Origin of the sequence: Mesorhizobium sp. M7A.F.Ca.MR.245.00.0.0 (assembly GCF_003997415.1) — a bacterium.
Taxonomy (GTDB): domain Bacteria; phylum Pseudomonadota; class Alphaproteobacteria; order Rhizobiales; family Rhizobiaceae; genus Mesorhizobium.
Genome location: NZ_RZTE01000058.1, coordinates 2,427 through 23,594 on the forward strand (window position 1 = coordinate 2,427; position 21,168 = coordinate 23,594).

17 protein-coding genes, 2 tRNA genes and 1 pseudogene (1 of these 20 cut by a window edge) are annotated in these 21,168 nt (G+C 63.2%); 16 read left to right on the forward strand and 4 right to left on the reverse strand.

Annotation, left to right across the window (positions count from 1 at the left end; all coding sequences use genetic code 11):
- A pseudogene (locus EOB80_RS31795) lies at positions 1-717 on the forward strand (sugar kinase); it begins 200 nt to the left of the window's first position.
- Here EOB80_RS31795 and EOB80_RS31800 read toward each other — a convergent pair.
- The 3 genes from EOB80_RS31800 to EOB80_RS31810 all read right to left on the reverse strand — a co-directional run bounded on the left by EOB80_RS31800 (position 714) and on the right by EOB80_RS31810 (position 4,430).
- Complete coding sequence (locus tag EOB80_RS31800; RefSeq protein WP_127331865.1) at positions 714-1,736, reverse strand: aldose epimerase family protein; 1,023 nt, start codon at positions 1,734-1,736, stop codon at positions 714-716. The pseudogene EOB80_RS31795 and the gene EOB80_RS31800 overlap by 4 nt on opposite strands.
- Before the next feature lie 92 nt (positions 1,737-1,828).
- Entirely contained in the window at positions 1,829-3,286 is a 1,458-nt protein-coding gene (locus EOB80_RS31805) for an NAD-dependent succinate-semialdehyde dehydrogenase (protein ID WP_027039039.1), read from the reverse strand.
- Positions 3,287-3,479: 193 nt separating this feature from the next.
- Positions 3,480-4,430 carry an AEC family transporter gene (locus tag EOB80_RS31810; protein ID WP_127331867.1) on the reverse strand — a complete coding sequence of 317 codons (951 nt, stop codon included), beginning with the start codon at positions 4,428-4,430 and terminating at the stop codon, positions 3,480-3,482.
- A 130-nt stretch (positions 4,431-4,560) separates the two neighbouring features.
- Between EOB80_RS31810 and EOB80_RS31815 the strand changes: the two genes are divergently transcribed.
- From EOB80_RS31815 to EOB80_RS31860, 10 genes are all read left to right on the forward strand, one after another.
- Positions 4,561-7,581, forward strand: a complete 3,021-nt coding sequence (locus EOB80_RS31815) for a caspase domain-containing protein (protein WP_127331869.1) — start codon at positions 4,561-4,563, stop codon at positions 7,579-7,581.
- A 103-nt stretch (positions 7,582-7,684) separates the two neighbouring features.
- Positions 7,685-8,233, forward strand: a complete 549-nt coding sequence (locus EOB80_RS31820; protein WP_127267431.1) for a histidine phosphatase family protein — start codon at positions 7,685-7,687, stop codon at positions 8,231-8,233.
- A gap of 229 nt (positions 8,234-8,462) precedes the next feature.
- Positions 8,463-8,536, forward strand: a tRNA-OTHER gene (locus EOB80_RS31825).
- 2 nt (positions 8,537-8,538) lie between these two features.
- A tRNA-Asn gene (locus EOB80_RS31830) sits at positions 8,539-8,608 on the forward strand.
- Between the two features lie 352 nt (positions 8,609-8,960).
- Entirely contained in the window at positions 8,961-10,103 is a 1,143-nt protein-coding gene (locus tag EOB80_RS31835) for a slipin family protein (protein WP_164762800.1), read from the forward strand.
- A 232-nt stretch (positions 10,104-10,335) separates the two neighbouring features.
- A complete protein-coding gene (locus tag EOB80_RS31840) occupies positions 10,336-10,617 on the forward strand; it encodes an acyl carrier protein (protein ID WP_010909964.1) in 282 nt (93 codons plus the stop codon).
- A 56-nt stretch (positions 10,618-10,673) separates the two neighbouring features.
- Positions 10,674-11,864 carry a beta-ketoacyl-ACP synthase gene (locus EOB80_RS31845; RefSeq protein WP_127331871.1) on the forward strand — a complete coding sequence of 397 codons (1,191 nt, stop codon included), beginning with the start codon at positions 10,674-10,676 and terminating at the stop codon, positions 11,862-11,864.
- Positions 11,865-11,915: 51 nt separating this feature from the next.
- Positions 11,916-13,187: a beta-ketoacyl-ACP synthase gene (locus EOB80_RS31850; RefSeq protein ID WP_127331873.1), complete on the forward strand. Its 1,272-nt coding sequence runs from the start codon at positions 11,916-11,918 to the stop codon at positions 13,185-13,187.
- Positions 13,188-13,224: 37 nt separating this feature from the next.
- Complete coding sequence (locus tag EOB80_RS31855; RefSeq protein WP_013531222.1) at positions 13,225-14,253, forward strand: zinc-binding dehydrogenase; 1,029 nt, start codon at positions 13,225-13,227, stop codon at positions 14,251-14,253.
- Positions 14,254-14,266: 13 nt separating this feature from the next.
- Positions 14,267-15,250 carry a lipid A biosynthesis lauroyl acyltransferase gene (locus EOB80_RS31860; RefSeq protein ID WP_164762801.1) on the forward strand — a complete coding sequence of 328 codons (984 nt, stop codon included), beginning with the start codon at positions 14,267-14,269 and terminating at the stop codon, positions 15,248-15,250.
- A gap of 61 nt (positions 15,251-15,311) precedes the next feature.
- Here the strand turns inward: EOB80_RS31860 and EOB80_RS31865 are convergent, their stop codons facing one another.
- The gene (locus EOB80_RS31865; protein ID WP_023812266.1) at positions 15,312-15,740 is read right to left on the reverse strand and encodes a L,D-transpeptidase; all 429 of its coding nucleotides are present in this window, start codon (positions 15,738-15,740) and stop codon (positions 15,312-15,314) included.
- Between the two features lie 222 nt (positions 15,741-15,962).
- On the opposite strand from EOB80_RS31865, the gene EOB80_RS31870 reads away from it, so the two are divergent.
- The 5 genes from EOB80_RS31870 to EOB80_RS35690 all read left to right on the forward strand — a co-directional run.
- Positions 15,963-17,243: an acetylornithine deacetylase/succinyl-diaminopimelate desuccinylase family protein gene (locus EOB80_RS31870; protein ID WP_127331877.1), complete on the forward strand. Its 1,281-nt coding sequence runs from the start codon at positions 15,963-15,965 to the stop codon at positions 17,241-17,243.
- A gap of 161 nt (positions 17,244-17,404) precedes the next feature.
- Positions 17,405-18,883 (forward strand): ABC transporter substrate-binding protein, encoded by a 1,479-nt coding sequence (locus EOB80_RS31875; RefSeq protein WP_127331879.1) that lies wholly within the window; start codon positions 17,405-17,407, stop codon positions 18,881-18,883.
- Between the two features lie 13 nt (positions 18,884-18,896).
- Entirely contained in the window at positions 18,897-19,844 is a 948-nt protein-coding gene (locus EOB80_RS31880) for an ABC transporter permease (RefSeq protein WP_127331881.1), read from the forward strand.
- The gene (locus EOB80_RS31885; RefSeq protein ID WP_127331883.1) at positions 19,841-20,710 is read left to right on the forward strand and encodes an ABC transporter permease; all 870 of its coding nucleotides are present in this window, start codon (positions 19,841-19,843) and stop codon (positions 20,708-20,710) included. The genes EOB80_RS31880 and EOB80_RS31885 overlap by 4 nt, the downstream gene beginning before the upstream one ends.
- Positions 20,707-21,168: ATP-binding cassette domain-containing protein (locus EOB80_RS35690; RefSeq protein ID WP_245466492.1), on the forward strand; the 462-nt coding region annotated here is incomplete at its 3' end. The genes EOB80_RS31885 and EOB80_RS35690, both read left to right, overlap by 4 nt.

Consider the following 21,168-nt stretch of genomic DNA (forward strand, 5'->3'; position numbering starts at 1 on the left):
GAAAACGGCATTGGCATCGGCTCCAGCCCGCTCATAGCGGGCGCGCGGCCCGGCCTCTATGCCATCACGCTGACGGGAGCCGAACGTTCCTTCACCTATTGGCGTGGCGACGCCGCCGCGCGGCAGCTTGCCTCGGACCCGGCCGCATTATCGAAAAACTTGGAAAATCAGTCACTTGTCTATTTTTCCGGAATCACTTTGGCAATTCTGGACGAAGCCGCGCGCGCTGCGTTGCTGGCCGCCGTCGCCAAGGCGCGTTCGGCTGGTTCACTTATCGCCTTCGACCCCAATTACCGGCCGCGGCTCTGGCGTGAGCGCGAGGAGGCGCAGGCAGCGATCGTCGAAGCCCTTGCCGTCACTGATATCGCATTACCAACCTTTCCCGACGAGCAGATGCTGTTTGGCGATGCAACACCGCAAGCGACCGCACAGCGGCTCGGGCAAATCGTCGGCGAGGTCGTCGTCAAGAACGGCGAAGCGCCGGCGCTGATTGCCCAACGAGAAACGCTGCGCGAAGTCCCGGCGATCCATGTCGCTGCGCCCGCTGATACGACGGGCGCCGGCGATTCCTTCAACGGCGGCTATCTTGCGGCTCGACTTGCCGGTCACGAACCGCTGGAAGCCGCACGCCATGCCCATCGTGTCGCCGCCGCCGTAGTGCAGGTACGTGGCGCACTGGCGCCGTTCGAGACGCTGCGGGCGGCGTTCGAAGGCTAAGGTAGCCGGAATCTGTATTCCGTGACGTGGTGGTAGATCGCGCCCGGCCACAGCGTCGCCTGCGGGAAATAGGGCCGGTTCGGCGCATCCGGCCAAATCTGCGGCTCGAGGCAGAAACCGCAAAAGGCCTTGTAGTTCCGCCCTTCCAGCCCGGTGCGCGGCGTCACATACTGACCGGTATAGAGCTGGACGCCGGGCTCAGTGGTCCAGACCTCCATCTCGACACCGGAACTGGCGCCTTGCGTCCACGCCGCCTGTTTGAGCGGCCCGCGTGTCGAAGCGAGGCAGAAATTCTGGTCGTAGGGCAGCTGTTCGCCCTCGGTCTCCATGCGCAACGGCCGCGCCTGGCGGAAATCGAACGGCGTGCCGTCAACCGGCTTGACCACCCCGGTCGGGATCATATCGCCATCGACCGGCAGATAGGCGCCGGCATTCAACATCACCCTGTGGTCGAGAATGTCTCCGGCGCCGCCATCGTCCAGGTTGAAGTAGGAATGCTGGGTGAGATTGCACAGCGTCGGCTCCTCACAGGTGGCTGTCAGCTCGACGCTAAGCGTGCCGGGGATCTTCAGCCGATAGGTGCAGGTGACGTCGAGCGCACCGGGAAAACCCATCGTGCCGTCGGGATCGTGCAGGGTCAGCGTGACGAAATCCCTGCCATGCAAGGAAACCGTCCACGGCCGGTGGGAGTAACCTTGCGAACCGCCATGCAGCGTATGCTTGTCGAGGAAGTTTTGCTCGGTCTGGTAGCGATTGCCGCCAATGGTGAAGCGGCCGTCGCGGATGCGGTTGGCATAGCGGCCGACGACCGCTCCGAAGAAGGCCGTATCCGTCTCGTAGCCTTCCAGACTGTCGTAGCCGAGCACCAGCGGCGCATCATGCCCGGTCAGGCGCAGATCCTGGATGATCGCGCCCAGACCGATGATGTTGGCTGTGATGCCGCCGCCGCTGATCGTGAAGCGACGCACCTGCTCGCCAGCCTGCGTCGTGCCGAAAACCTCGCCGTCCTTCATCGCCATGCCCGTAAATGCCAGTTGATCCAGAAGACTTCGGCTGGTTTTTCCATGAGGGATGGGCAGGCCATCAGCCTGCTCATCCCAAGGACAACCTATCAGAGGCCGAGGCCGCCGATGCAGACATATTTGGTGTCGAGATAATCCTCGATGCCCTGATGTCCGCCTTCCTTGCCGAGGCCGGATTCCTTGACGCCGCCGAACGGCGCTTCCGGCGTGGTGATGAGGCCTTCATTGACGCCGACCATGCCGTATTTCAGCCCTTCCATCACACGGAAGGCGCGGCCGAGATCGCCGGTGTAGAAGTAGCAGGCGAGGCCGAATTCGGTGTCGTTGGCGAGGGCGACGGCTTCCTCCTCGGTCTCGAATTTGAACACCGGTGCGACCGGGCCAAAGATCTCTTCCTTCATGAAGCGCATCTTGGGTGTCGCGTTGGCGATGACCGTCGGCTGGAAGAACGAACCGCCGAGCGCATGGCGCTTGCCGCCGGCGACGATCTTGCCGCCCTTGGATGTCGCGTCGGCGATCAGTTCCTCGACCTTCTCGACCGCCTTCTCGTCGATCAGCGGCCCCTGCTGCACGCCGTCCTCGAGGCCGGAGCCGACCTTCAGCCCGTTGCTGGCGGCAGCGAGCTTCTCGACGAACTTGTCATAGACACCAGCCTGGACAAGGAAGCGGTTGGTGCAAACGCAGGTCTGGCCGGAATTGCGGTACTTGGCGGTGATCGCACCGGCGACCGCACGCTCGAGATCGGCGTCGTCGAAAACGATGAACGGCGCGTTGCCGCCGAGCTCCATCGACACCTTCTTGACGGTGACCGACGACTTCTGGATGAGAAGCTTGCCGACCTCGGTCGATCCGGTGAAGGTGATCTTGGATACCAGCGGATTGGCGCAGATTTCGTCACCGATCTCGCTGGCCGAACCGGTCAGAATGTTGACGACGCCCTTGGGGAAACCGACTTCCTCGGCAAGCGCGCCCCAGGCGAGACCCGAGTACGGTGTCTGCGACGCAGGCTTGACCACGGCGGTGCAGCCGGCGGCGAGCGCCGGGCCGAGCTTGCGGGCCAGCATCGAGGACGGGAAATTCCACGGCGTGATGGCGGCGATGACGCCGACCGGCTCCTTGGTGACCAGGATACGGCGATCCGCCCACGGCGACGGCACGACGTCGCCATAGGTGCGGCGGCCTTCCTCGGCGAACCACAATATGTAGGCCGCGGCGGAGCCGATCTCGCCCTTCGATTCGAACAGCGACTTGCCCTGTTCGATGGTCAGCAGTTCGGCCAGTACGTCCTGGTTGTCCATCATCGCGTCATGCAGCTTGCGCAGCAGCTTTGACCGCTCGAGCGCGGTCGTCTTGCGCCAGGTCTTGAAAGCTTCCGCGGCGGCTTCGATGGCGCGGCGGGTCTCGGCCTTGCCCGACTTCGGCACGGTGCCGATCTTGAGACCGGTGGCCGGGTTGTTGACGTCGACCGTCTGGCCGCTGTCGGCCTGCACCCATTCGCCATTGATGAGATTGGCCTGCCGCATGAAATGGCTGGTTTTCTGAAGCATGGTCTATCCTCCGTTCGGCGCCCTGACGGGCGGGTCTGTGAAATCTTCGGTGAGCGTGCGCCATGGACTGAGGCCGGCACGCCGGAGCCACTGCTCTTTACCGAGGGCAAGGCACGCAAGCAATCGCAAGATGGCATATAGGGGTTGGGCCACAGCGAGACGAGAGCAAGCTGACGTCCTTAGCTCCGATGCCTTACCCGAAAACGTGCAAGACGACAGTCAGCCAGAAAGCGGTGGTGACGGCGGCGCAGGCCGTGGCGATGGTCATCTGGTTCGACGCCAACGCCTGGCCGGTGTTGAACTGCACCGCGATCAGATAGGAATTGACGCCGGATGGCATCGCGGCCACCATCACCGCCACCTTGGCCGTCAAGGGCGGCAGGCCGAGCAGCCAGACGAAGACCAGGACCAGCGCTGGCATCAGGAACAGCTTCAGCACCGAAAGCACCAACGCCGGCCTGACATTGCCCGAAATGCCGAAGCGGCGCAGGCTGAGCCCCATGGCAAACAGCGCCACCGGACCGGCCGTATCGGCCAGCGCATCGACCAGGCGCATGGCGACATCAGGCAGCGGCGCACCCGTGATGCGCCATGCAAGGCCTGCCAGAATGCCGATGATCAACGGATTCATGAAAAGCCGCCTGAGGAAGCTACGGATAACGCGCAAGGGATGCACGGGTTCGCCGCTGCCGCGGCCGAAGACTTCGAACAACACGATCGAGGCCATCAGCATGATCGGCAGATGCACGGAGACCAGCAGCGACAGCACTTCGAAGCCGCTCGGGCCAAAGATGCCAAGAATGAAGGGAACGCCGAGCAGCACGATATTGGAAAAGGCGGACGAAACCCCGCCGACGACGCCGGCGCGGGCATCCCTGCCGAAGATACGGGTGGTGACCAGATGGCCGGCGGCCCAAGTGATGGCGACCGCGGCGAAATAGGCGCCCCACAGCGACCATGGCGCCACGCCGTGGAAATCGGACTTCACCATCGTCTGGAACAGAAGCAGCGGCATCGCCACGTTGATGGCAAATTCCGATATCCCCTCGCCGCTCGCCGGCTTCAGATAGCCGGTGAGCCCGGCGAGGTAGCCGAGCGCGACAAGGCTGAAGACGAAAAGGACGGTTTCGGTGAGCGGAGACATTTTTACCGTGACGGGCGAGTTTCCCGTGATAGGCGAGCCACGACCGCGACGCAATCGCGCCTGAATTTGATCATCGTCGGCTGGCAGCGTTATAGAGGGTTTGGATCATCAGGGCGGACACGAACGACAAATGGCCTTTGTCGGACTCTCGAACCTTAGTCGTTTGCGGCGGGCATGGCTGACGGCTTTCGCCGCCGCACTGCTTTGTCTTGCCGCGGCCGCGCTTGCCGTTGCCGAGACGAAAAGCCTCAAGGGCGTGGCGCTGATCATCGGCCAGTCGAATTACCTGCACATCGCCGCCCTCCCCAACCCCGCCAACGACGCGCGCGACATGGCCAAGATGCTGACCGACCTTGGCTTCGACGCCCGCAGCGTCACCGACCGTGACGCCACCAAGCTGAAGCGCGACCTGGAGCGGTTCACCGAAGATGCCGACGGCGCCGATGTCGCCTTTATCTACTATTCCGGTCACGGCATCGAGGCAGGCGGTGAGAACTATCTGGTTCCGGTCGATGCCGAGGTGTCGTCGCTGAAGGATGCCGGCACCAGCCTTGTGCCGATATCCGCCGTCATGGAGGCATTGAAAAAGACAGTGCCGGTGACGATCATGCTGCTCGACGCCTGCCGCACCAATCCATTCCCCGCGGACGCAGTGGTACGGCGCTCACCGACCGCTTCCGCCTCGCCCATAGGCGCAGGCGGGTTGGAGCCGCTGCGCGGCGCCAAGGCGCTCGGCAATGCTCCGGCGGCCGACGCGAGCCTGGGTACAGTGGTCGGCTTTGCCGCAGAACCGGGTCGTCCGGCGCTTGATGGCGCCGCCGGCGAAAACAGCCCTTACGCGTCCGCCCTGCTGCGCCACCTCGCGGCGATGAAGGGCACCGAATTCGGCTCGGTCATGCGCATGGTGACCGAGGAGGTCTATCTCGACACAAAGGCGAAGCAGCGTCCCTGGATCAATGAAAGCCTGCGCCGGCTGCTCTATTTCGGCGTCGCGCCGGCGGAGCCGACCGGCGACGACGGACTGATCACAGGCGAAAGGCGCCAGCTCCTGCTGACGATTTCCGACCTGCCCGACCCGAAACGGGCGCAGGTGGAACTGGCCTCGCTGCAGGAAGGCGTGCCGCTCGACGCGCTTTATGGCGTGCTGAAGGCGCTCGGCACGGAAAAGATCCCCGAAGACCCGACCGACCTGCAAAAGGTGCTCGACGCCCAGGCCGAGCGCCTGAAGAAGATGATGTCCGAGCGTGCAGCACTGCGCACCGACGATCCGGAGATCAAACGGCTTGTCGCTTCCGCCGACAAGGCGATCGGCCAGGGCGCCATCGTAACGGCGCGCAAATTCCTCGATGATGCGGTCGGCCGGGTCGAGCAGACCAACGATGCGGTCGATCAAGCCGAGGATCTCGTCAAGCAGAAGCGTCTTGCCGATGCCGCGATCTATGCCAGGCGGGCCGATGCCTCTGGCCTGGTGTTCGACTACAAATCCGCCGCCGGCGACTACGCCAAGGCGTTTTCGCTGGCCGAAAAATGGGACGACAAGCTGCGCTGGAACTACAAGAACCAGGAAGCCGAGGCGTTGAACGCCTACGGCTACGCCACCGGCGACCTCGATGCGCTAAAGCACGCCATCGAGGCCTACCGCACCATCCTGAACTTCATCCCCAACGGCGAACAGAATCGCGACTGGGCGATCACCCGCAACAACATGGCGGTGGTGCTACAGACCATCGGCGAGCGCGAGACGGAGACCGCGCGCCTTGAAGAAGCGGCTCGGATCTTTCGCGATTCGCTTGTCGTGTTCGAGCGCGAGAAGGACGATCTCAACTGGGCCGCCGCGCAGAACAACCTGGCCAATGTGCTCTTGAAGATCGGCGAACGCGAGAGTGACCCGAAGCGCCTGAACGAGGCGGTGGCAGCGATGCGCGCGACGCTCCAGAAACGCCCGCGCGAAAAAGTGCCGCTCGACTGGGCCGCTTCGCAGAACAATCTCGGCCTGGCGCTCTATGCGCTTTCCGAGCGCGAGGCCGCCGGCGAACATCTGGCGCAAGCCGAGGCCGCCTACCGGCTGGCACTTGAGGAATACACGCGCGAAAAGGCGCCGGTTGAATGGGCGATGGTCGAGAACAACCTCGGCAACACGCTGGTGTCGCTCGGCATTCAGCTCAACGACAAGGCGAAGATAAACGAGGCGGCCGACGCGTTCCGGGCCGCGCTCGAGGTGCGAACCCGCGAGACCTTCCCGGTTTCGTGGGCAACCAGCCGGCTCAACCTCGGCAACGCGCTGAGCGGTGTCGCCCGCTTCGATATGGGCACCGGCGCGCTCGAAGAGGCCGCGGCCGCCTATGATGACGCACTGACGGTCTTTACCCGGCAGCGTTTCCCGATGGACTGGGCGTCGGCGCAGAACAATCTCGGTTCGATCTACCAGACGCTTGGCCAGCGCACCCGCGACGCGGCCAAGCTGGAGCAGTCGGCGAGCGCCTTCCGGGCGGCCCGGCAGGTCTATGTCAGACGAAAGTTCCCTCGCGATTGGGCAATGAGCCACTACAATCTCGGCAACACGCTGCAGCTTCTGGGCGGCGTGACCGACAAGCCGGAACATTATGGTGAAGCCATTGCCGCCTACCGCGATGCGTTGCGCGAGTACAAGCGCGAGACGAATCCCCGCCAATGGGCGCTGGCCCAGGCCGGCCTCGGCTCGACGCTGCACTGGCTGAGCATGAGCAATGCCGACTCCAGGACCCTGCTTGAGTCCATAGCGGCCCGCCGGGCAGCCCTCGAAGTACTCACCGTCGACGCGGCACCGGTCGACTGGGCCAACGCCCAGAACGGCATCGGCATGAGCCTGCTCAACCTCGGCAATCTCGAACGCACCGACAAATATCTCGGTGATGCCGAGGCCGCCTTCACGGCGACGCTGAAGGTATTCTCGAGGGAAGGCCTGCCCATGCAATGGGCCTTCGCGCAGAACAATCTCGGTGACGTCAGCTGGAACCGAGCCAGCTATGGCGGGGGCAAGGCCGAGTATCAAAAGGCGATCGAATTCTTCGAGAACGCCAAGCAGGGCTTTACCGAAGCCGGCTACACGATCCCCATCCCGCTCACCGACCAGAAGATCGATCTGGTGAAGAAGCAGATGGCGAAGAAGTAGGTCTACGCATCCCGCCGACCGCGCCTTGTCTTTCGGCTGGCTTTACCGTCCCTATATGTCCCGTCACCGGAACCCATTGCCGGGAACCGGAGAAGGATAGCGGATGATTCGATTTGCCTTGGCGTTGTTCCTGTTTCTTATTCCCGGCGTAGCCCACGCCACGGATGCAGGCTGGGCGCTGCTGCGCGATGGCGGACACGTCGTGCTGCTGCGTCATGCCATGGTCACCGGCACCACCGACCCGGCCAATTTCGACATCGACAGTTGTGCCACCCAGATGAACCTGTCGGCGCGTGGCAAGCAACAGGCGAGCAAGATCGGCGCTCTGTTTGCCGCCCGTGCGGCACCGATCGAGCGCGTGCTGTCCAGCCGCTATTGCCGCTGCCTCGACACTGCCCGCATCGCCTTCGAGGCCGAGCCGGAGCTGTTTGCTCCGCTCGATCTCCTGAAGGGCGACGAGGCGCAGAAAGCCGCGCAGATCGCGGCGATCCTGAAAGAAATCCGCGCCTATTCCGGCTCCGACAATCTGGTCATGGTTACCCATCTGGAAGACATCGTGGCGCTGACCGGCATCTCACCGCGCGAAGGCGAGGCCGTGGTCGTGGAGCCGCAGGGCGATGGCCTGCGCGTGCTCGGCCGCGTCACCTTCTGAGCGCCCTGCGCGCGATCGCTGACGTCGAAAGCGGTGTTGCCTAAATGCCACCGCCGCAAGAAGCCGCAAATCCGCCACGACAATGCCGCTTGCGACAACCCGTCGCAGGGGCTATAGGCGCGCTCCCGGTCACGAGAACCAAAGTGAGCACAACGGTTGGAGCTTTCGCCTCCGCCCGTGCAGGCGGCTTTGCCGCCCTGTATACGGCGCTGCTTTGGGGATTGGGATCGCGGATGTAGCTCAGCGGGAGAGCGCCGGATTTGGGTCCGGAGGTCGGGGGTTCAATTCCCTTCATCTGCACCACGGATAGCTCAGTTTGGTTAGAGCATCAGATTGTTAATCTGACTGTCGAAGGTTCGATTCCTTCTCCATTGGCCTGAAAAGCCATCCGAAAAACGGTCCGGGGACTGGAATGTGAAAGACTGGACGGATGGCCCAAGCCCTCGGGCGCGGATCATCCCAAGCGTCTTTCGCCATCGGCTCGCGGCCAGGCCCGCGGTGACGATCAAGGCGCAGCGTCGCCGGCAAGGGAGGCCAAGGCCTCCGGCGCCCGCTTCACTGCCCCGCGATCCGCTCCCGAAGGCCCGCCACGGACTGATGCCACCAGTCCCCGGATCATTCGTGCCCGGGCTATGACGCAAGAGACGACGTGAAACGAGAAACGAAAGGAACGATCGACGCATGACTTGACGCCTCGCATGGGGCCATGCCCGACAGGAGTAAGACAATGACAATTCTCGACAAGGTTCTTGGGCGCGAGCGCGTCCTCGTAAAGGAAAACGAACGTGCCCTCACCCTCCACAAGGGGGAAATCAAGACTGTCCTGCTGCCGGGCGAGCACTGGCTCGCCAACCGGCGCGGCAGCCTCGAAGTGTCCCGGCACGATCTGAAGAACCCGGAATTCGTTTCGGCATACGAGAAGGCGTTGTTCGACAAGCTCCCGGATGTAGCCGCGCGTCATTTCACCGTCGTTCGCACCGGGCGCACGGATGTCGCCATCATCGAGCGTGACGGCAATCTGCACGCCGTGCTGGCGTCGGACCGCAAGCTGGTGCTGTGGACGGATGCCGGCCCGTGGAAGGTGACGCTGATCGACACATCAGTCGATCTCGCCATCGATGCGGCGGTCATGCGCCGGCTCGGCCAGGCCCGGAAGGCGGAATTGATGTCCGTCCATCCGGTCGTCGACGGTCAGGCCGGACTGCTGTTCATCGACGGTGTTCTGGTCAGGACGCTGACGGCGGGCGTGCATGGCTTCTGGAACGTCGGACGCATGGTGCAGATCAAGGTCGTCGACCTCAAGCGCCAGTCGCTCGACGTTGCCGGGCAGGAAGTGCTGACCAAGGATCGCGTGACGATCCGCGTCAACATCGCGGCCGAATACCGGGTCGTCGATCCTGTCAAGGCGGTGAGCATGGTGAAGGACTTCTCCGAAGCCCTTTACCGCGCCCTGCAGTACGCCTTCCGCAAGACCCTTGGCGCGCTGACACTCGATCAGATCCTTGAAAAGAAGGTGACGATCGACGAAGAGGCCGCTGGCAAGGTCCGCGCCGATATGGCCGAGATCGGGGTGGAGGTCAGCGATATCGCGCTCAAGGATGTCATCCTGCCGGGCGAGATGCGCGAGATCCTCAACCAGGTGGTGTCGGCCGAAAAGCAGGCCGAGGCCAACATCATCCGTCGCCGCGAGGAGACGAACGCGACGCGTTCCCTCCTCAACACGGCCAGGGTGATGGCGGAAAACCCGGTGATGCTGCGGTTGAAGGAGCTCGAGGCTCTGGAAACTATCGCCGGCAAGGTCGAGCGGCTGACCGTCCACAACGGAACCGGCGGGCTGCTGAACGATCTGGTTAAGCTCCGCGACAGCTGATGCATGTCGCCCAAAGTGGTTCCGGTTTTGGAAAAACGACCTGCATCGAAACAAAGGCTGACGTGACGTCAACAGAAGGGCCGCCGGGTAAACCGGCGGCCCTTCTTGCGTTTCCTGGATGCCCTACCCATCTGCGCCCGGCGCATCAGGCCTTTTCCTGCCGGGAAAAACCGATTAGACAGCGCCCAAACAAGATGCGGACAGATTCCGCCCGCAACCGAAGGAAAAGCCCTTGTCCACCACGTTCGACAAAGTCGCCAAGATCATTGCCGACACCAGCGAGATCGATATCGACACGATTACGCCCGAGAGCCACACGATCGACGATCTCGGGATCGACAGCCTCGATTTCCTCGACATCGTCTTTGCCATCGACAAGGAATTCGGCATCAAGGTGCCACTGGAAAAGTGGACCCAGGAGGTCAATGACGGCAAGGCTTCGACCGACGATTACTTCGTCATGAAGAACCTGTGCGCCAAGATCGACGCGCTGGTTGCCGCCAAGACCGCCTGACATCGGTTGAGCGTTCGATCTTGACGCGCTCTGCCGCCTGACCCACAAAGCCGCACATGAGCAGCCCCCGCGACGTCGTCATATCAGGTATCGGCCTTGTCTCCTCGCTGGGGGAAGGTCCGGACGCCCATTGGCAAAAGCTCGTGCAGCCGGGGCTGGAACCGGTGCTCGAAGCGGCGCGCTTTGCACCCTATACCGTTCATCCATTGCCGGAGATCGACTGGAACCTGCAGATCGCCAAACGTGGCGATCAGCGCCAGATGGAAACCTGGCAGAGGCTCGGCACCTATGCCGCAGGCCTGGCGCTGGACGACGCCGGCATCAAGGGCAATGACGAACTCTGCACGACCATGGACATGGTCGTGGCCGCGGGCGGCGGCGAACGCGACGAGGCGGTCGATGCCGCCATTCTCGCCGCTTCGGAAAGCCGCAACGACCGCGATGTGCTGATCAACGAGAAATTGACCACCGAATTGCGGCCGACACTGTTCCTGGCGCAGCTTTCCAATCTGCTCGCCGGCAACATCTCCATCGTCCACAAGGTGACCGGTTCATCCAGAACCTTCATGGGCGAGGAAGGTGCCGGCGTCGCCGCCGTCGAGACAGCAGCCGCGCGCATCCGCTCCGGCCAGTCGACGCACATCCTGGTCGGCGGCGCCTTCCAGACCGAACATTCCGACATGCTGCTCGGCTATGAACTCGCCGGCTATCTGCATCGCGGCCAGTGGAAGCCGGTCTGGCAAAGACAGGGGGCTGAGGGCGGCGGCGTCGTGACTGGATCCGGCGGTGCCTTCCTGGTACTGGAGCAGCGCGAACACGCGATAAGCCGCGGCCGCAAGATCTATGCCGAGCTTGGGCCGGTCGTCTCCGGCCGCGCCAGGCGCCCACGGGGAGAACTCGACGCCGTGATCGCCGCCCTGCTCAAGCAGGCTGCAATGCCGAACGGCAAATTGCTGGCCCTGTCGGGCGCGTCGGGCGCCCATACGGCAACCATCGCCGAGAAAGCCGCGCTCGATGCCAATCCGGCGATTGCCGCGCGCGGTTTCTCGACCCTGACCGGACACATGAAGGAAGCACAGTTTCCCTTCGCTGTGGCACTGGCGGCGCTGGCCGTCGATCGCAAGGCCGCCTACCCTGTTTTTGATGCCGCAGCCGAGAAGCCGTTCGAAGGGGTTCCCGCAACCGTCCTTGCAACGGCGATCGGCTATCACCAATTCGAGGGCATGGCGCTCGTCAACGCCGCCTGAGGCGGTGGTCCACGATCCATGCCGCAACGATAAACGATCGAGGGCTACCGCATGGCCAATCTGAACGATCATATGGGCAGGCCGATCGTTGCCGTCACCGGCATCGGCGTGGTGACCTCGCTTGGCGTCGGCAAGGCCGATAATTGGGCGGCGCTGACCTTGGGCAAGTCGGGCATCCACCCGATTACCCGTTTTCCGGTCGATCATCTCAACACCCGCATCTCCGGCATGGTCGACTTCCTGCCGTCGAGCTCGAAGGGCTCCAGCCATCTCACCTATGAACTGGCGGAAACCGCCGCGCGTGAGGCCGTGGCCGAGTCCGGCCTCGATTCCGGTGATTTTGGTGGTCCTCTCTTCCTCGCTTCACCGCCGGTCGAACTCGACTGGCACGACCGCTTCGCGCTCTACAATTCCAATGATTTGGACTCCGGCGGCGAACGGCTGCTGCGGGTGGCGCGCGGATTGAAAGAACTCGACTTTTTCGAGACCACGCAGTTCGGCTCGATCGCCGGCCGGCTTGCCGACCGTTTCGGCACCCGCGGGCTGCCGATCACGCTGTCGACCGCCTGCGCTTCCGGCGCCACCGCCATCCAGCTCGGCGTCGAGGCGATCCGCCGCGGCGAATGCGACCGCGCGCTGTCGATCGGCGCCGACGGTTCGGCGACCGCCGAGGCGCTGATCCGCTTTTCGCTGCTGTCGGCGCTGTCGACCCACAACGACATTCCCGAAAAGGCGTCAAAACCTTTCTCCAAGGACCGCGACGGCTTTGTCCTCGCCGAGGGTTCGGGCGCGCTAGTGCTGGAATCACTGGAAACCGCACTCGCGCGCGGCGCCACGATTCTTGGCATCCTGCGCGGCTGCGGCGAAAAGGCGGACGATTTCCACCGCACCCGCTCGAAGCCGGACGCTTCGCCGGCGATCGCGGCGGTTCGTGCTGTGCTAGCCGATGCCGGCTTGAGCCAGGACGAGATCGACTACGTTAACGCCCACGGCACCTCGACGCCGGAAAACGACAAGATGGAGCATCTGTCGCTGTCGACGGTGTTCGGCGAGCGGATCGGCTCGATGCCGGTCTCGTCGAACAAATCGATGATCGGCCACACCCTGTCGGCGGCCGGCGCCGTCGAGGCGGCGTTCTCGCTGATGACGATGCGCGAAAGCGTCATTCCGCCGACCATCAACTATGACAATCCCGACCCCGCGATCGTGCTCGACGTGGTGCCGAACAAGAAGCGCAATGCCGAGGTCCGCACCGTTCTGTCGAACTCCTTCGGCTTCGGCGGCCAGAACACTTGCCTTGTCATGGCGCGGGAACCGGTCTAAGCGACCTTTTTCAGCCAGACCGAAACCGACAGGCCCAATGCGCGCATTGCAACTTATCGAGGACCGCCGTCTTGAAACGGTGGACCTGCCGCCTCCCCCACCGCCGGCACTTGGCGAAGTCACGCTGCGCATCAAGGCGGTGGCGCTGAACCATATCGACGTCTGGGGCTGGCGCGGCATGGCCTTCGCCAAGCGCAAGCTGCCTCTGGTCGTCGGCGCCGAAGCCTCCGGCGAGGTCGAGGCGGTAGGCCCCGGCGTTTCCAGCCTGCTGCCCGGACAATTGGTGTCGATCTACGGCGCGCGCACCTGCGGCCTCTGCCGAGCCTGCCGCGAAGGCCGCGACAACCTCTGTGAACATGTTTCGGGTGTGCACGGTTTCCATCTCGACGGTTTCGCGCAAGAGAAGATCAATCTGCCGGCTCGCCTGCTGGTCCCTGCCCCGCCCGGCGTGACCGACATCGGCGCGGCGGTCGCGCCCGTCACCTTCGGCACGGTCGAGCACATGCTGTTCGACAACGCCAGGCTACAGCCCGGCGAGACGATCCTTATCCATGCCGGCGGATCCGGCATCGGCTCGGCAGCCATCCAGCTGGCCAAGCGGATGGGCTGCACCATCATCACCACGGTCGGCTCCAACGACAAGATCGACAAGGCCAAGGCGCTCGGCGCCGACCATGTCATCAACTACCGCGACGACCGGTTCGAGGGCGTCGTGCGCAAGCTGACCAAGAAGAAGGGCGTCGATGTCGTCTTCGAACATGTCGGCGCCGACACTTTTGCCGCCTCGATGTTGTGCCTGAAGCGCGGCGGCCGCCTGGTGACCTGCGGTTCGACTTCCGGCGTGTCGACGCAGATCAATCTGATGCAGCTGTTCCAGCAGCAATTGAAACTGCTTGGCTCGTTTGGCTGCCGCATGGAAAACATGGCCAACGCCATGCAGAAAATGGCGGCGGGACAGGTCGCACCCGTCATCGACACCGAAGTCGGCTTCGACGGTATCGACGCCGCGCTGAAGCGCATGGAAGGCCGCGACGTTTTCGGCAAGATCATCCTGCGCGTCGGCTAGAGCCTTGACCTCTGTGTTCAAGAAGTTCCGCCGGGATCTAAAATTTCGCTACGGCAGGCAACTGCGCCAGCTCAATTACTGGCTGGTGGCGCGCGCCGCAATGATGATCATCTCGGTCCTGCGCCTGCTGCCGGCCGACAGTGCGTTGGATTTCGCCGACCGCGCCGCACGCATGGTCGGCCCCCGGGTGGGACGCCATCAGGTCGCCGTCGACAATCTGCGCAAGGCCTATCCGGAAAAGGGCGAAGCCGAGATCCAGGCGATCGCCTCCGACATGTGGGGCAACATGGCCCGTCTCGCCGCGGAATACATCTTTCTCGACGCCCTCTTCGACTATGACCCTACAGCGATCAAGCCCGGCCGCATCGAGGTCAAAGGAGCGGACCACTTCCTCGAAATCGCCAGCGAAGTGAAGCCGCACATCGTCTTTACCGGCCATCTCGGCAATTTCGAACTTCTGCCGGTGGCGGCGGCGACCTTCGGCATGAACATCACGGCGCTGTTTCGCCCACCCAACAATCCTTATCTTGCCGACTACATCCTCTCGACGCGCCGCTCGACCATGGGCTCGTTGCTGCCATCGATGGCCGGTGCCTCATTCGCCTTGGCCGGGGTCCTGGAGAACGGCGGCAACATCGGCATCCTTGTCGACCAGAAATTCTCCAACGGACTGGAGACGACATTCTTCGGCCGTCCGTGCCAGAGCAATCGGGTGCTGGCCACCCTTGCCCGTCACTATGACTGCGACGTCTATCCGGCGCGCTGCATCAGGCTGCCAGGCAACCGCTTCCGGCTCGAAATCGAGGACAAGCTGACATTGCCGCGCACGGCTGACGGCAGCGTCGATGTCCACGCCACCACCCAGCGTCTCAACGATGTCGTCGAACGCTGGGTGCGAGAAGATCCCGGCCAGTGGATGTGGTTCCACAAAAGGTGGGAGATCAGCGGCGGGCGTCGAAAGCGGCCCTCGCAGGCAAAAGCGGTCCCGAACGCTTAAACAGAACTGCTGGCGAGGGTGTTAGCCCTGCGCCAGCCGACAACAGCGAACCTGAATCTCTTCAGTTGGTGACGACAATGCGCGTATTGCCGAAACCGGCTTGCCGAACCATCGCATAGAAGGCGGCGGCATTGGTCGGGTGCAAGCGCACACAGCCATGCGATGCCGGGCGCCCGAGCTGCCTCACCGCGCCGGTGCCGTGAATGGCATAGCCGCCGCGGAAGAACACCGAATGAGGCATTGGCGACATGTCGTATTTGCGCGAATACCACATCCGCGCCGTCCGTTGCGGCCGATAGCTGCCGCGCGGCGTAATGTAACCTTTGCGCGCGGTGGAGACGCTCCACCGGTAAACCGACGCGCCATATCTGACGGTCATCGTCTGCGAAGACACGTCAATATTTGCAACGAGGCTGGCTGCCCAGCCCTGCCCCGAAGCACCGAACAGCATCGCAACAAACACGGCTGCCATGAGAACTGTCTTTTTCATGCGATCAAACCCCTTTGATTGCCCCTAACCTGCCTGCCCTCAAATTGTCTCTCATCTTTTTAATGGCAGATGAACGGGCTAGCACACACACCTTGACCAATTCGCCAATCCAAAGCAGCGAATTTGAACGATTTCCCGCAATAGTTGCCGCAACGACACGCCGCACAGGCTCGATCACCAACGGGCTTGCAAAACGGCCGAGATCGCTGCTCAACTCTGGGCATGAACGAGCGACTCCTCCGGGCAATCGATGACAGGCGCGACGATGTCGTCGCGCTGACCACTGAGCTGATCCGTTTTCCGACCATCAATCCACCCGGCGAGGCCTATCGGCCATGCGCCGAATATCTCGGCGCGCGGCTGAAGAAGAGTGGTTTCGAGACCGAATTCATCCGCGCCGAAGGCACGCCCGGCGACACCGACCGCTACCCGCGCGTCAATGTCGTTGCCCGTTTCGACGGAAGATCGTCAGGCGCCTGCGTCCACTTCAACTCGCATATCGACGTGGTCGAAGCCGGCGACGGCTGGACCGTCGATCCTTTCGCCGGCATCGTCAAAGACGGCAAGGTCTATGGTCGCGGGGCCTGCGACATGAAGGGCGGACTGGCCACCTCGATCATCGCAGCCGAAGCCTTCCTGGAAGTCTTCCCCGACTTTCCCGGCGCCATCGAAATATCCGGCACCGTCGACGAGGAGTCCGGCGGCTTCGGCGGCGTCGCCCATCTGGCCAGACTCGGCTATTTCTCAAAACCCAGGGTCGACCACGTCATCATTCCCGAGCCGCTCAACAAGGACCGCATCTGCCTCGGGCATCGCGGCGTCTGGTGGGCGGAGATCGAGACCAAGGGCGAGATCGCGCACGGCTCAATGCCGTTTCTCGGCGACAATGCGGTGCGCCACATGGGCGCCGTGCTGAGGGCTTTCGAGGACGAGCTGTTCCCTGCGCTTGACCGCAAGATGACGCGCATGCCCGTCGTGCCCGAAGGGGCTAAACGCTCGACCATGAACATCAATTCGATCCATGGCGGCCAGACCGAGGACTTCCGGCCCGGCCTGCCGTCGCCCAACGTGCCCGACTCCTGCCGGCTGACCATCGACCGTCGCTTCCTCCTCGAGGAAGATCTCGACGCCGTCAAAGGCGAAGTGACCGGTATTCTCGACCGGCTAAAGCGCGAGCGGACAAAATTCGACTACGAAATCCGCGACCTGATGGAAGTGCTGCCGCTGATGACCGAGCGCGACGCCCCGGTGGTCAAGGCGGTTGCGCAAGGCATCATGGCGATCTTCGACCGCGAACCCGACTATGTCATTTCGCCCGGCACCTACGACCAGAAGCACATTGCGCGCATCGGCCATATCTATGATTGCATCGCCTATGGGCCGGGCATTCTCGACCTCGCCCACCGGCCGGACGAATGGGTCGGGATATCGGACATGGTAGAATCGGCCAAGGTGATGGCGATAGGGCTCAATGTGCTGCTGCGCGGCACAGCCGCGGGGTAAGGCGCACCGCGACAAGCTTCGACCTGCCGATGCGGTGGCCAGGACAAAAACATTCCCGGCCACGCCAACGGGCAGAACGAAACGCAATTTACTCCGTGACGAAATCACGCTTCTATCGCCCGGGTTCGAGCACGTGTCTGAAACGCATGGGGAGTCGCACGATGAAATTGTGGAAAACCATCCTGGCGGCCGCGGTGCTGTCGCTGGCCGCCGGCGCTTCCGCGTTTGCCGCGCGGACCGACCTGGTCATCGGCATTCCGCTCGAACCCCCGCATCTCGATCCGACCGCAGGTGCCGCCGCGGCAATCGACGAGGTTCTATATGCCAATGTGTTCGAGGGCCTGACACGCATCGGGCCCACTGGCGAGGTGCTGCCGGATCTGGCCGAAAGCTGGACCATTTCCGATGATGGAAAGGTCTACACCTTCAAGCTGCACACCGGCGTGAAATTCCATGACGGCACCGACTTCGATGCCGGCGACGTGAAATTCTCGCTCGATCGAGCCCGCGCCGAAAATTCGGTCAACGCGCAAAAGGGCCTATTCGCGGCCATCGATACGATAGACGTCGTCGATCCGGCGACCGTCAAAATAACGCTGAAGAACCCGCAGGGATCCTTCCTCTACAATATGGGCTGGGGTGACGCGGTGATCGTGGCGCCGGAATCGGCAGAGACCAACAAGGAGAAACCGATCGGCACCGGCCCGTTCAAGTTCCAGAGCTGGGCCAAGGGATCGTCGATCACGCTGGTCAAATCGGACAATTACTGGGGCACACCGGCGTCCCTCGACAAGGCCGAATTCCGCATCGTGCCCGATGCCGCGGCCTATGTGCCGGCACTGCTCTCGGGGGACATACAGGCCTTCCCGTTCTTCGATGCCGACAGCCTCGCGCAGGTCAAGGACGATCCGCGCTTCAAGGTGGTGATCGGCTCGACCGAGGGTGAGACCATCCTGTCGATCAACAACAAGAAGCCACCTTTCGACAAATTGCAGGTGAGGCAGGCGATCTCCTACGCGCTCGATCGCAAGGCGATCATCGACGGCGCCTCGGCCGGCCTCGGCCAGCCGATCGGCTCGCACATGTCGCCGGCCAGCAAGGATTATGTCGACCTCACCGGCCGCTACCAGCATGATGTCGCCAAGGCCAAGGAATTGCTGAAAGAGGCAGGCCTCGAAAACGGCTTCAAGGCGACGTTGAAACTGCCGCCGCCCGCCTATGCCCGCCTCGGTGGCGAAATCATAGCCTCACAACTTCGCGACGTGGGCATCGATCTGGAGATCATCCCGGTCGAATGGGCGCAGTGGCTGGATCAGGTGTTCACCAAGAAGGATTACGACCTGACGATCGTCTCCCACACCGAGCCCAACGACATCGATATCTATTCGCGCAAGGACTATTACTTCAACTACGACAACCCGGCCTTCGACAAGGTGATTGCCGATCTCGGCGTCACCTCCGACGAAGCCAAGCGCAAGGAATTGCTGGGGCAGGCGCAGAAGATCCTGGCGGACGATGCCGTGGTCGGCTTCCTCTACGAACTGCCCAAGGTCGGCGTCTGGGACGCCAAGCTGCAAGGCCTGTGGGAAAACGCCCCGATCCAGGCCAATGATTTGACCAAGGTGAAGTGGAGCGAGTGATCCCCCACCTTCCATGACCGCCTACCTCCTAAAACGCTTCGCCGTCGCGCTCGCCACGCTGGTGCTGGCTTCCATGGTGGTGTTCGCCGTCCTGGAGATCCTGCCCGGCGATCCGGCGCGGCTGATGCTGGGCCTGAACGCCAGTGCCGATCAGGTCGAGCTGCTGCGCAACCAGATGGGCCTCAACGCGCCGCTGGCCTTGCGCTACCTGCAATGGGCCGGCGGCCTGCTCAGTCTCGATTTCGGCCGCTCCTACACCTATTCGGTGCCGGTCATCGATCTGGTGCGCGAGCGGCTTGCCGTCTCGCTGCCGCTGGCGCTGATTGCGCTTGCGCTCTCCACCATCATCGCGATTCCCGTTGGCCTGTTTTCCGCCAGCCGGCGTGGACGCGCCGGTGATACGATTTCGATGGGCGCCGCACAGCTTGGCGTCGCCGTGCCCAATTTCTGGTTCGCGCTGATGCTGATCTATGTCTTCGCCGTCTGGCTGCGGCTGGTCCCGGCCGGTGGGTTTCCCGGCTGGAGTGCTGGCATCTGGCCAGCCTTGAAATCGCTGCTGCTACCGGCGGTCGCACTTGCCTTGCCGCAAGCCGCGATCCTGGCGCGCGTTACCCGCTCGGCGCTGATCGAGGTGCTCAACGAGGACTATATCCGCACCGCCCGCGCCAAGGGCTTGCCCTATCGCACTGTCTTGTGGCGGCATGCGCTGCGCAACGCCATGATCCCGGTGTTGACCATTCTGGGCCTGCAATTCGCCTTCCTGCTTGCCGGCACCATCATCATCGAGAATGTGTTTTATCTGCCCGGCCTCGGCCGGCTGGTGTTCCAGGCCATCACCCAGCGCGATCTGATCGTGGTCGAAAGCGTCGTCATGCTGCTGGTCGCGGCCGTCATCGCCGTCAACCTCCTCGTCGACCTTTCCTATGCGGTGGTCGATCCGCGCCTGAGAAGCCGGCAATGACACTGCACATCGACATCCCAGAGGAGACGTTCGGCAGCATCCTGGCCAAGGCATTCAGGAACACCGCCTTCGTGGCCGGTTTCGTCATCACCCTGCTGATCCTGGCAATGGCTGCAGTCTCTTATGGCTGGACGCCCTACGACGTCACCAAACTGGTGATATCGGACAAGACGCAAGCCCCCTCGCTGGCGCACTGGTTCGGCACCGACCATTTCGGCCGCGATATCCTGTCGATGGTCATGGTCGGCGCCCGCAATTCGATTGCCGTGGCGCTGGTCGCGGTTGGCATCGGCATGGGGGTCGGCGTGCCGCTCGGGGCCTTTGCCGCGGCACGCGGCGGCCTCGTCGACGAAGCGCTGATGCGGCTGAACGATCTCGTCTTCGCCTTCCCGGCTTTGCTGTCGGCGATCATGATCACCGCCATCTTCGGGCCGGGCGCGATCAACGCCATCATCGCCATCGGCATCTTCAACATCCCCGTCTTTGCCCGTGTCGCCCGCGCCGGCGCGCTGGCGATCTGGCCGCGCGAGTTCATTCTGGCCGCGCGCGCCGCCGGCAAGAGCAGCACGCAGATCACAATCGAACATGTGCTGCCCAACATCGCCACGCTGCTCCTGGTGCAAGGCACCATCCAGTTCGCGCTGGGCATCCTGGCCGAGGCCGGGCTTTCCTATCTCGGCCTTGGCGCGCAACCGCCAATGCCGAGCTGGGGCCGCATGCTGTTCGACGCGCAGACCCGCATGGTGGTGGCGCCATGGATGGCGATCTTTCCGGGCATGGCGATCGTTGTCGCCGTGCTGGGGCTGAACCTCCTGGGCGACGGCATCGCCGACATCCTCGATCCGAAATCGCGGCGGCAGCGATGAGCATGCTCGACATCGAAAACCTGTCGCTGACCATCGGCGACACGCAGATCCTCAGGGGTGTGGAGCTTTCCATTGCGCCCGGTGAAGTGATGGGGCTGGTCGGCGAATCGGGTTCGGGCAAGTCGATGACCGCGCTGACGGTGATGCAGCTTCTGCCCCATGCCGCGCGCGCCACCGGACGCGTCACATTCGACGGCATCGACATCCTCACGGCGAGCGAGGATCAGATGTGCGCGCTGCGCGGCGACGATATCGGCATGGTCTTCCAGGAGCCGATGACGGCGCTCAATCCGGTCAAGACCATAGGCGAACAGGTTGCCGAAGGCATACGCTGGCACACCAGGGCCAGCCGCGCCGAGGCCGAAGACCGGGCGCGAAAAATGCTCGACCGTGTCGGCTTGCCCTCGGCAAAATTCCCAATGTCGCGCTATCCGCATGAACTGTCCGGTGGCCAGCGC

Excerpts from the sequence above, each read along its gene's own strand:
- EOB80_RS31800 (WP_127331865.1), bottom strand. The coding sequence starts at position 1,736 with ATGGCGATGAAGGACGGCGAGGTTTTCGGCACGACGCAGGCTGGCGAG.
- EOB80_RS31805 (WP_027039039.1), bottom strand. The coding sequence starts at position 3,286 with ATGCTTCAGAAAACCAGCCATTTCATGCGGCAGGCCAATCTCATCAAT.
- EOB80_RS31810 (WP_127331867.1), bottom strand. The coding sequence starts at position 4,430 with ATGTCTCCGCTCACCGAAACCGTCCTTTTCGTCTTCAGCCTTGTCGCG.
- EOB80_RS31815 (WP_127331869.1), top strand. The coding sequence starts at position 4,561 with ATGGCCTTTGTCGGACTCTCGAACCTTAGTCGTTTGCGGCGGGCATGG.
- EOB80_RS31820 (WP_127267431.1), top strand. The coding sequence starts at position 7,685 with ATGATTCGATTTGCCTTGGCGTTGTTCCTGTTTCTTATTCCCGGCGTA.
- EOB80_RS31835 (WP_164762800.1), top strand. The coding sequence starts at position 8,961 with ATGACAATTCTCGACAAGGTTCTTGGGCGCGAGCGCGTCCTCGTAAAG.
- EOB80_RS31845 (WP_127331871.1), top strand. The coding sequence starts at position 10,674 with ATGAGCAGCCCCCGCGACGTCGTCATATCAGGTATCGGCCTTGTCTCC.
- EOB80_RS31850 (WP_127331873.1), top strand. The coding sequence starts at position 11,916 with ATGGCCAATCTGAACGATCATATGGGCAGGCCGATCGTTGCCGTCACC.
- EOB80_RS31855 (WP_013531222.1), top strand. The coding sequence starts at position 13,225 with ATGCGCGCATTGCAACTTATCGAGGACCGCCGTCTTGAAACGGTGGAC.
- EOB80_RS31865 (WP_023812266.1), bottom strand. The coding sequence starts at position 15,740 with ATGAAAAAGACAGTTCTCATGGCAGCCGTGTTTGTTGCGATGCTGTTC.
- EOB80_RS31870 (WP_127331877.1), top strand. The coding sequence starts at position 15,963 with ATGAACGAGCGACTCCTCCGGGCAATCGATGACAGGCGCGACGATGTC.
- EOB80_RS31875 (WP_127331879.1), top strand. The coding sequence starts at position 17,405 with ATGAAATTGTGGAAAACCATCCTGGCGGCCGCGGTGCTGTCGCTGGCC.
- EOB80_RS31880 (WP_127331881.1), top strand. The coding sequence starts at position 18,897 with ATGACCGCCTACCTCCTAAAACGCTTCGCCGTCGCGCTCGCCACGCTG.
- EOB80_RS31885 (WP_127331883.1), top strand. The coding sequence starts at position 19,841 with ATGACACTGCACATCGACATCCCAGAGGAGACGTTCGGCAGCATCCTG.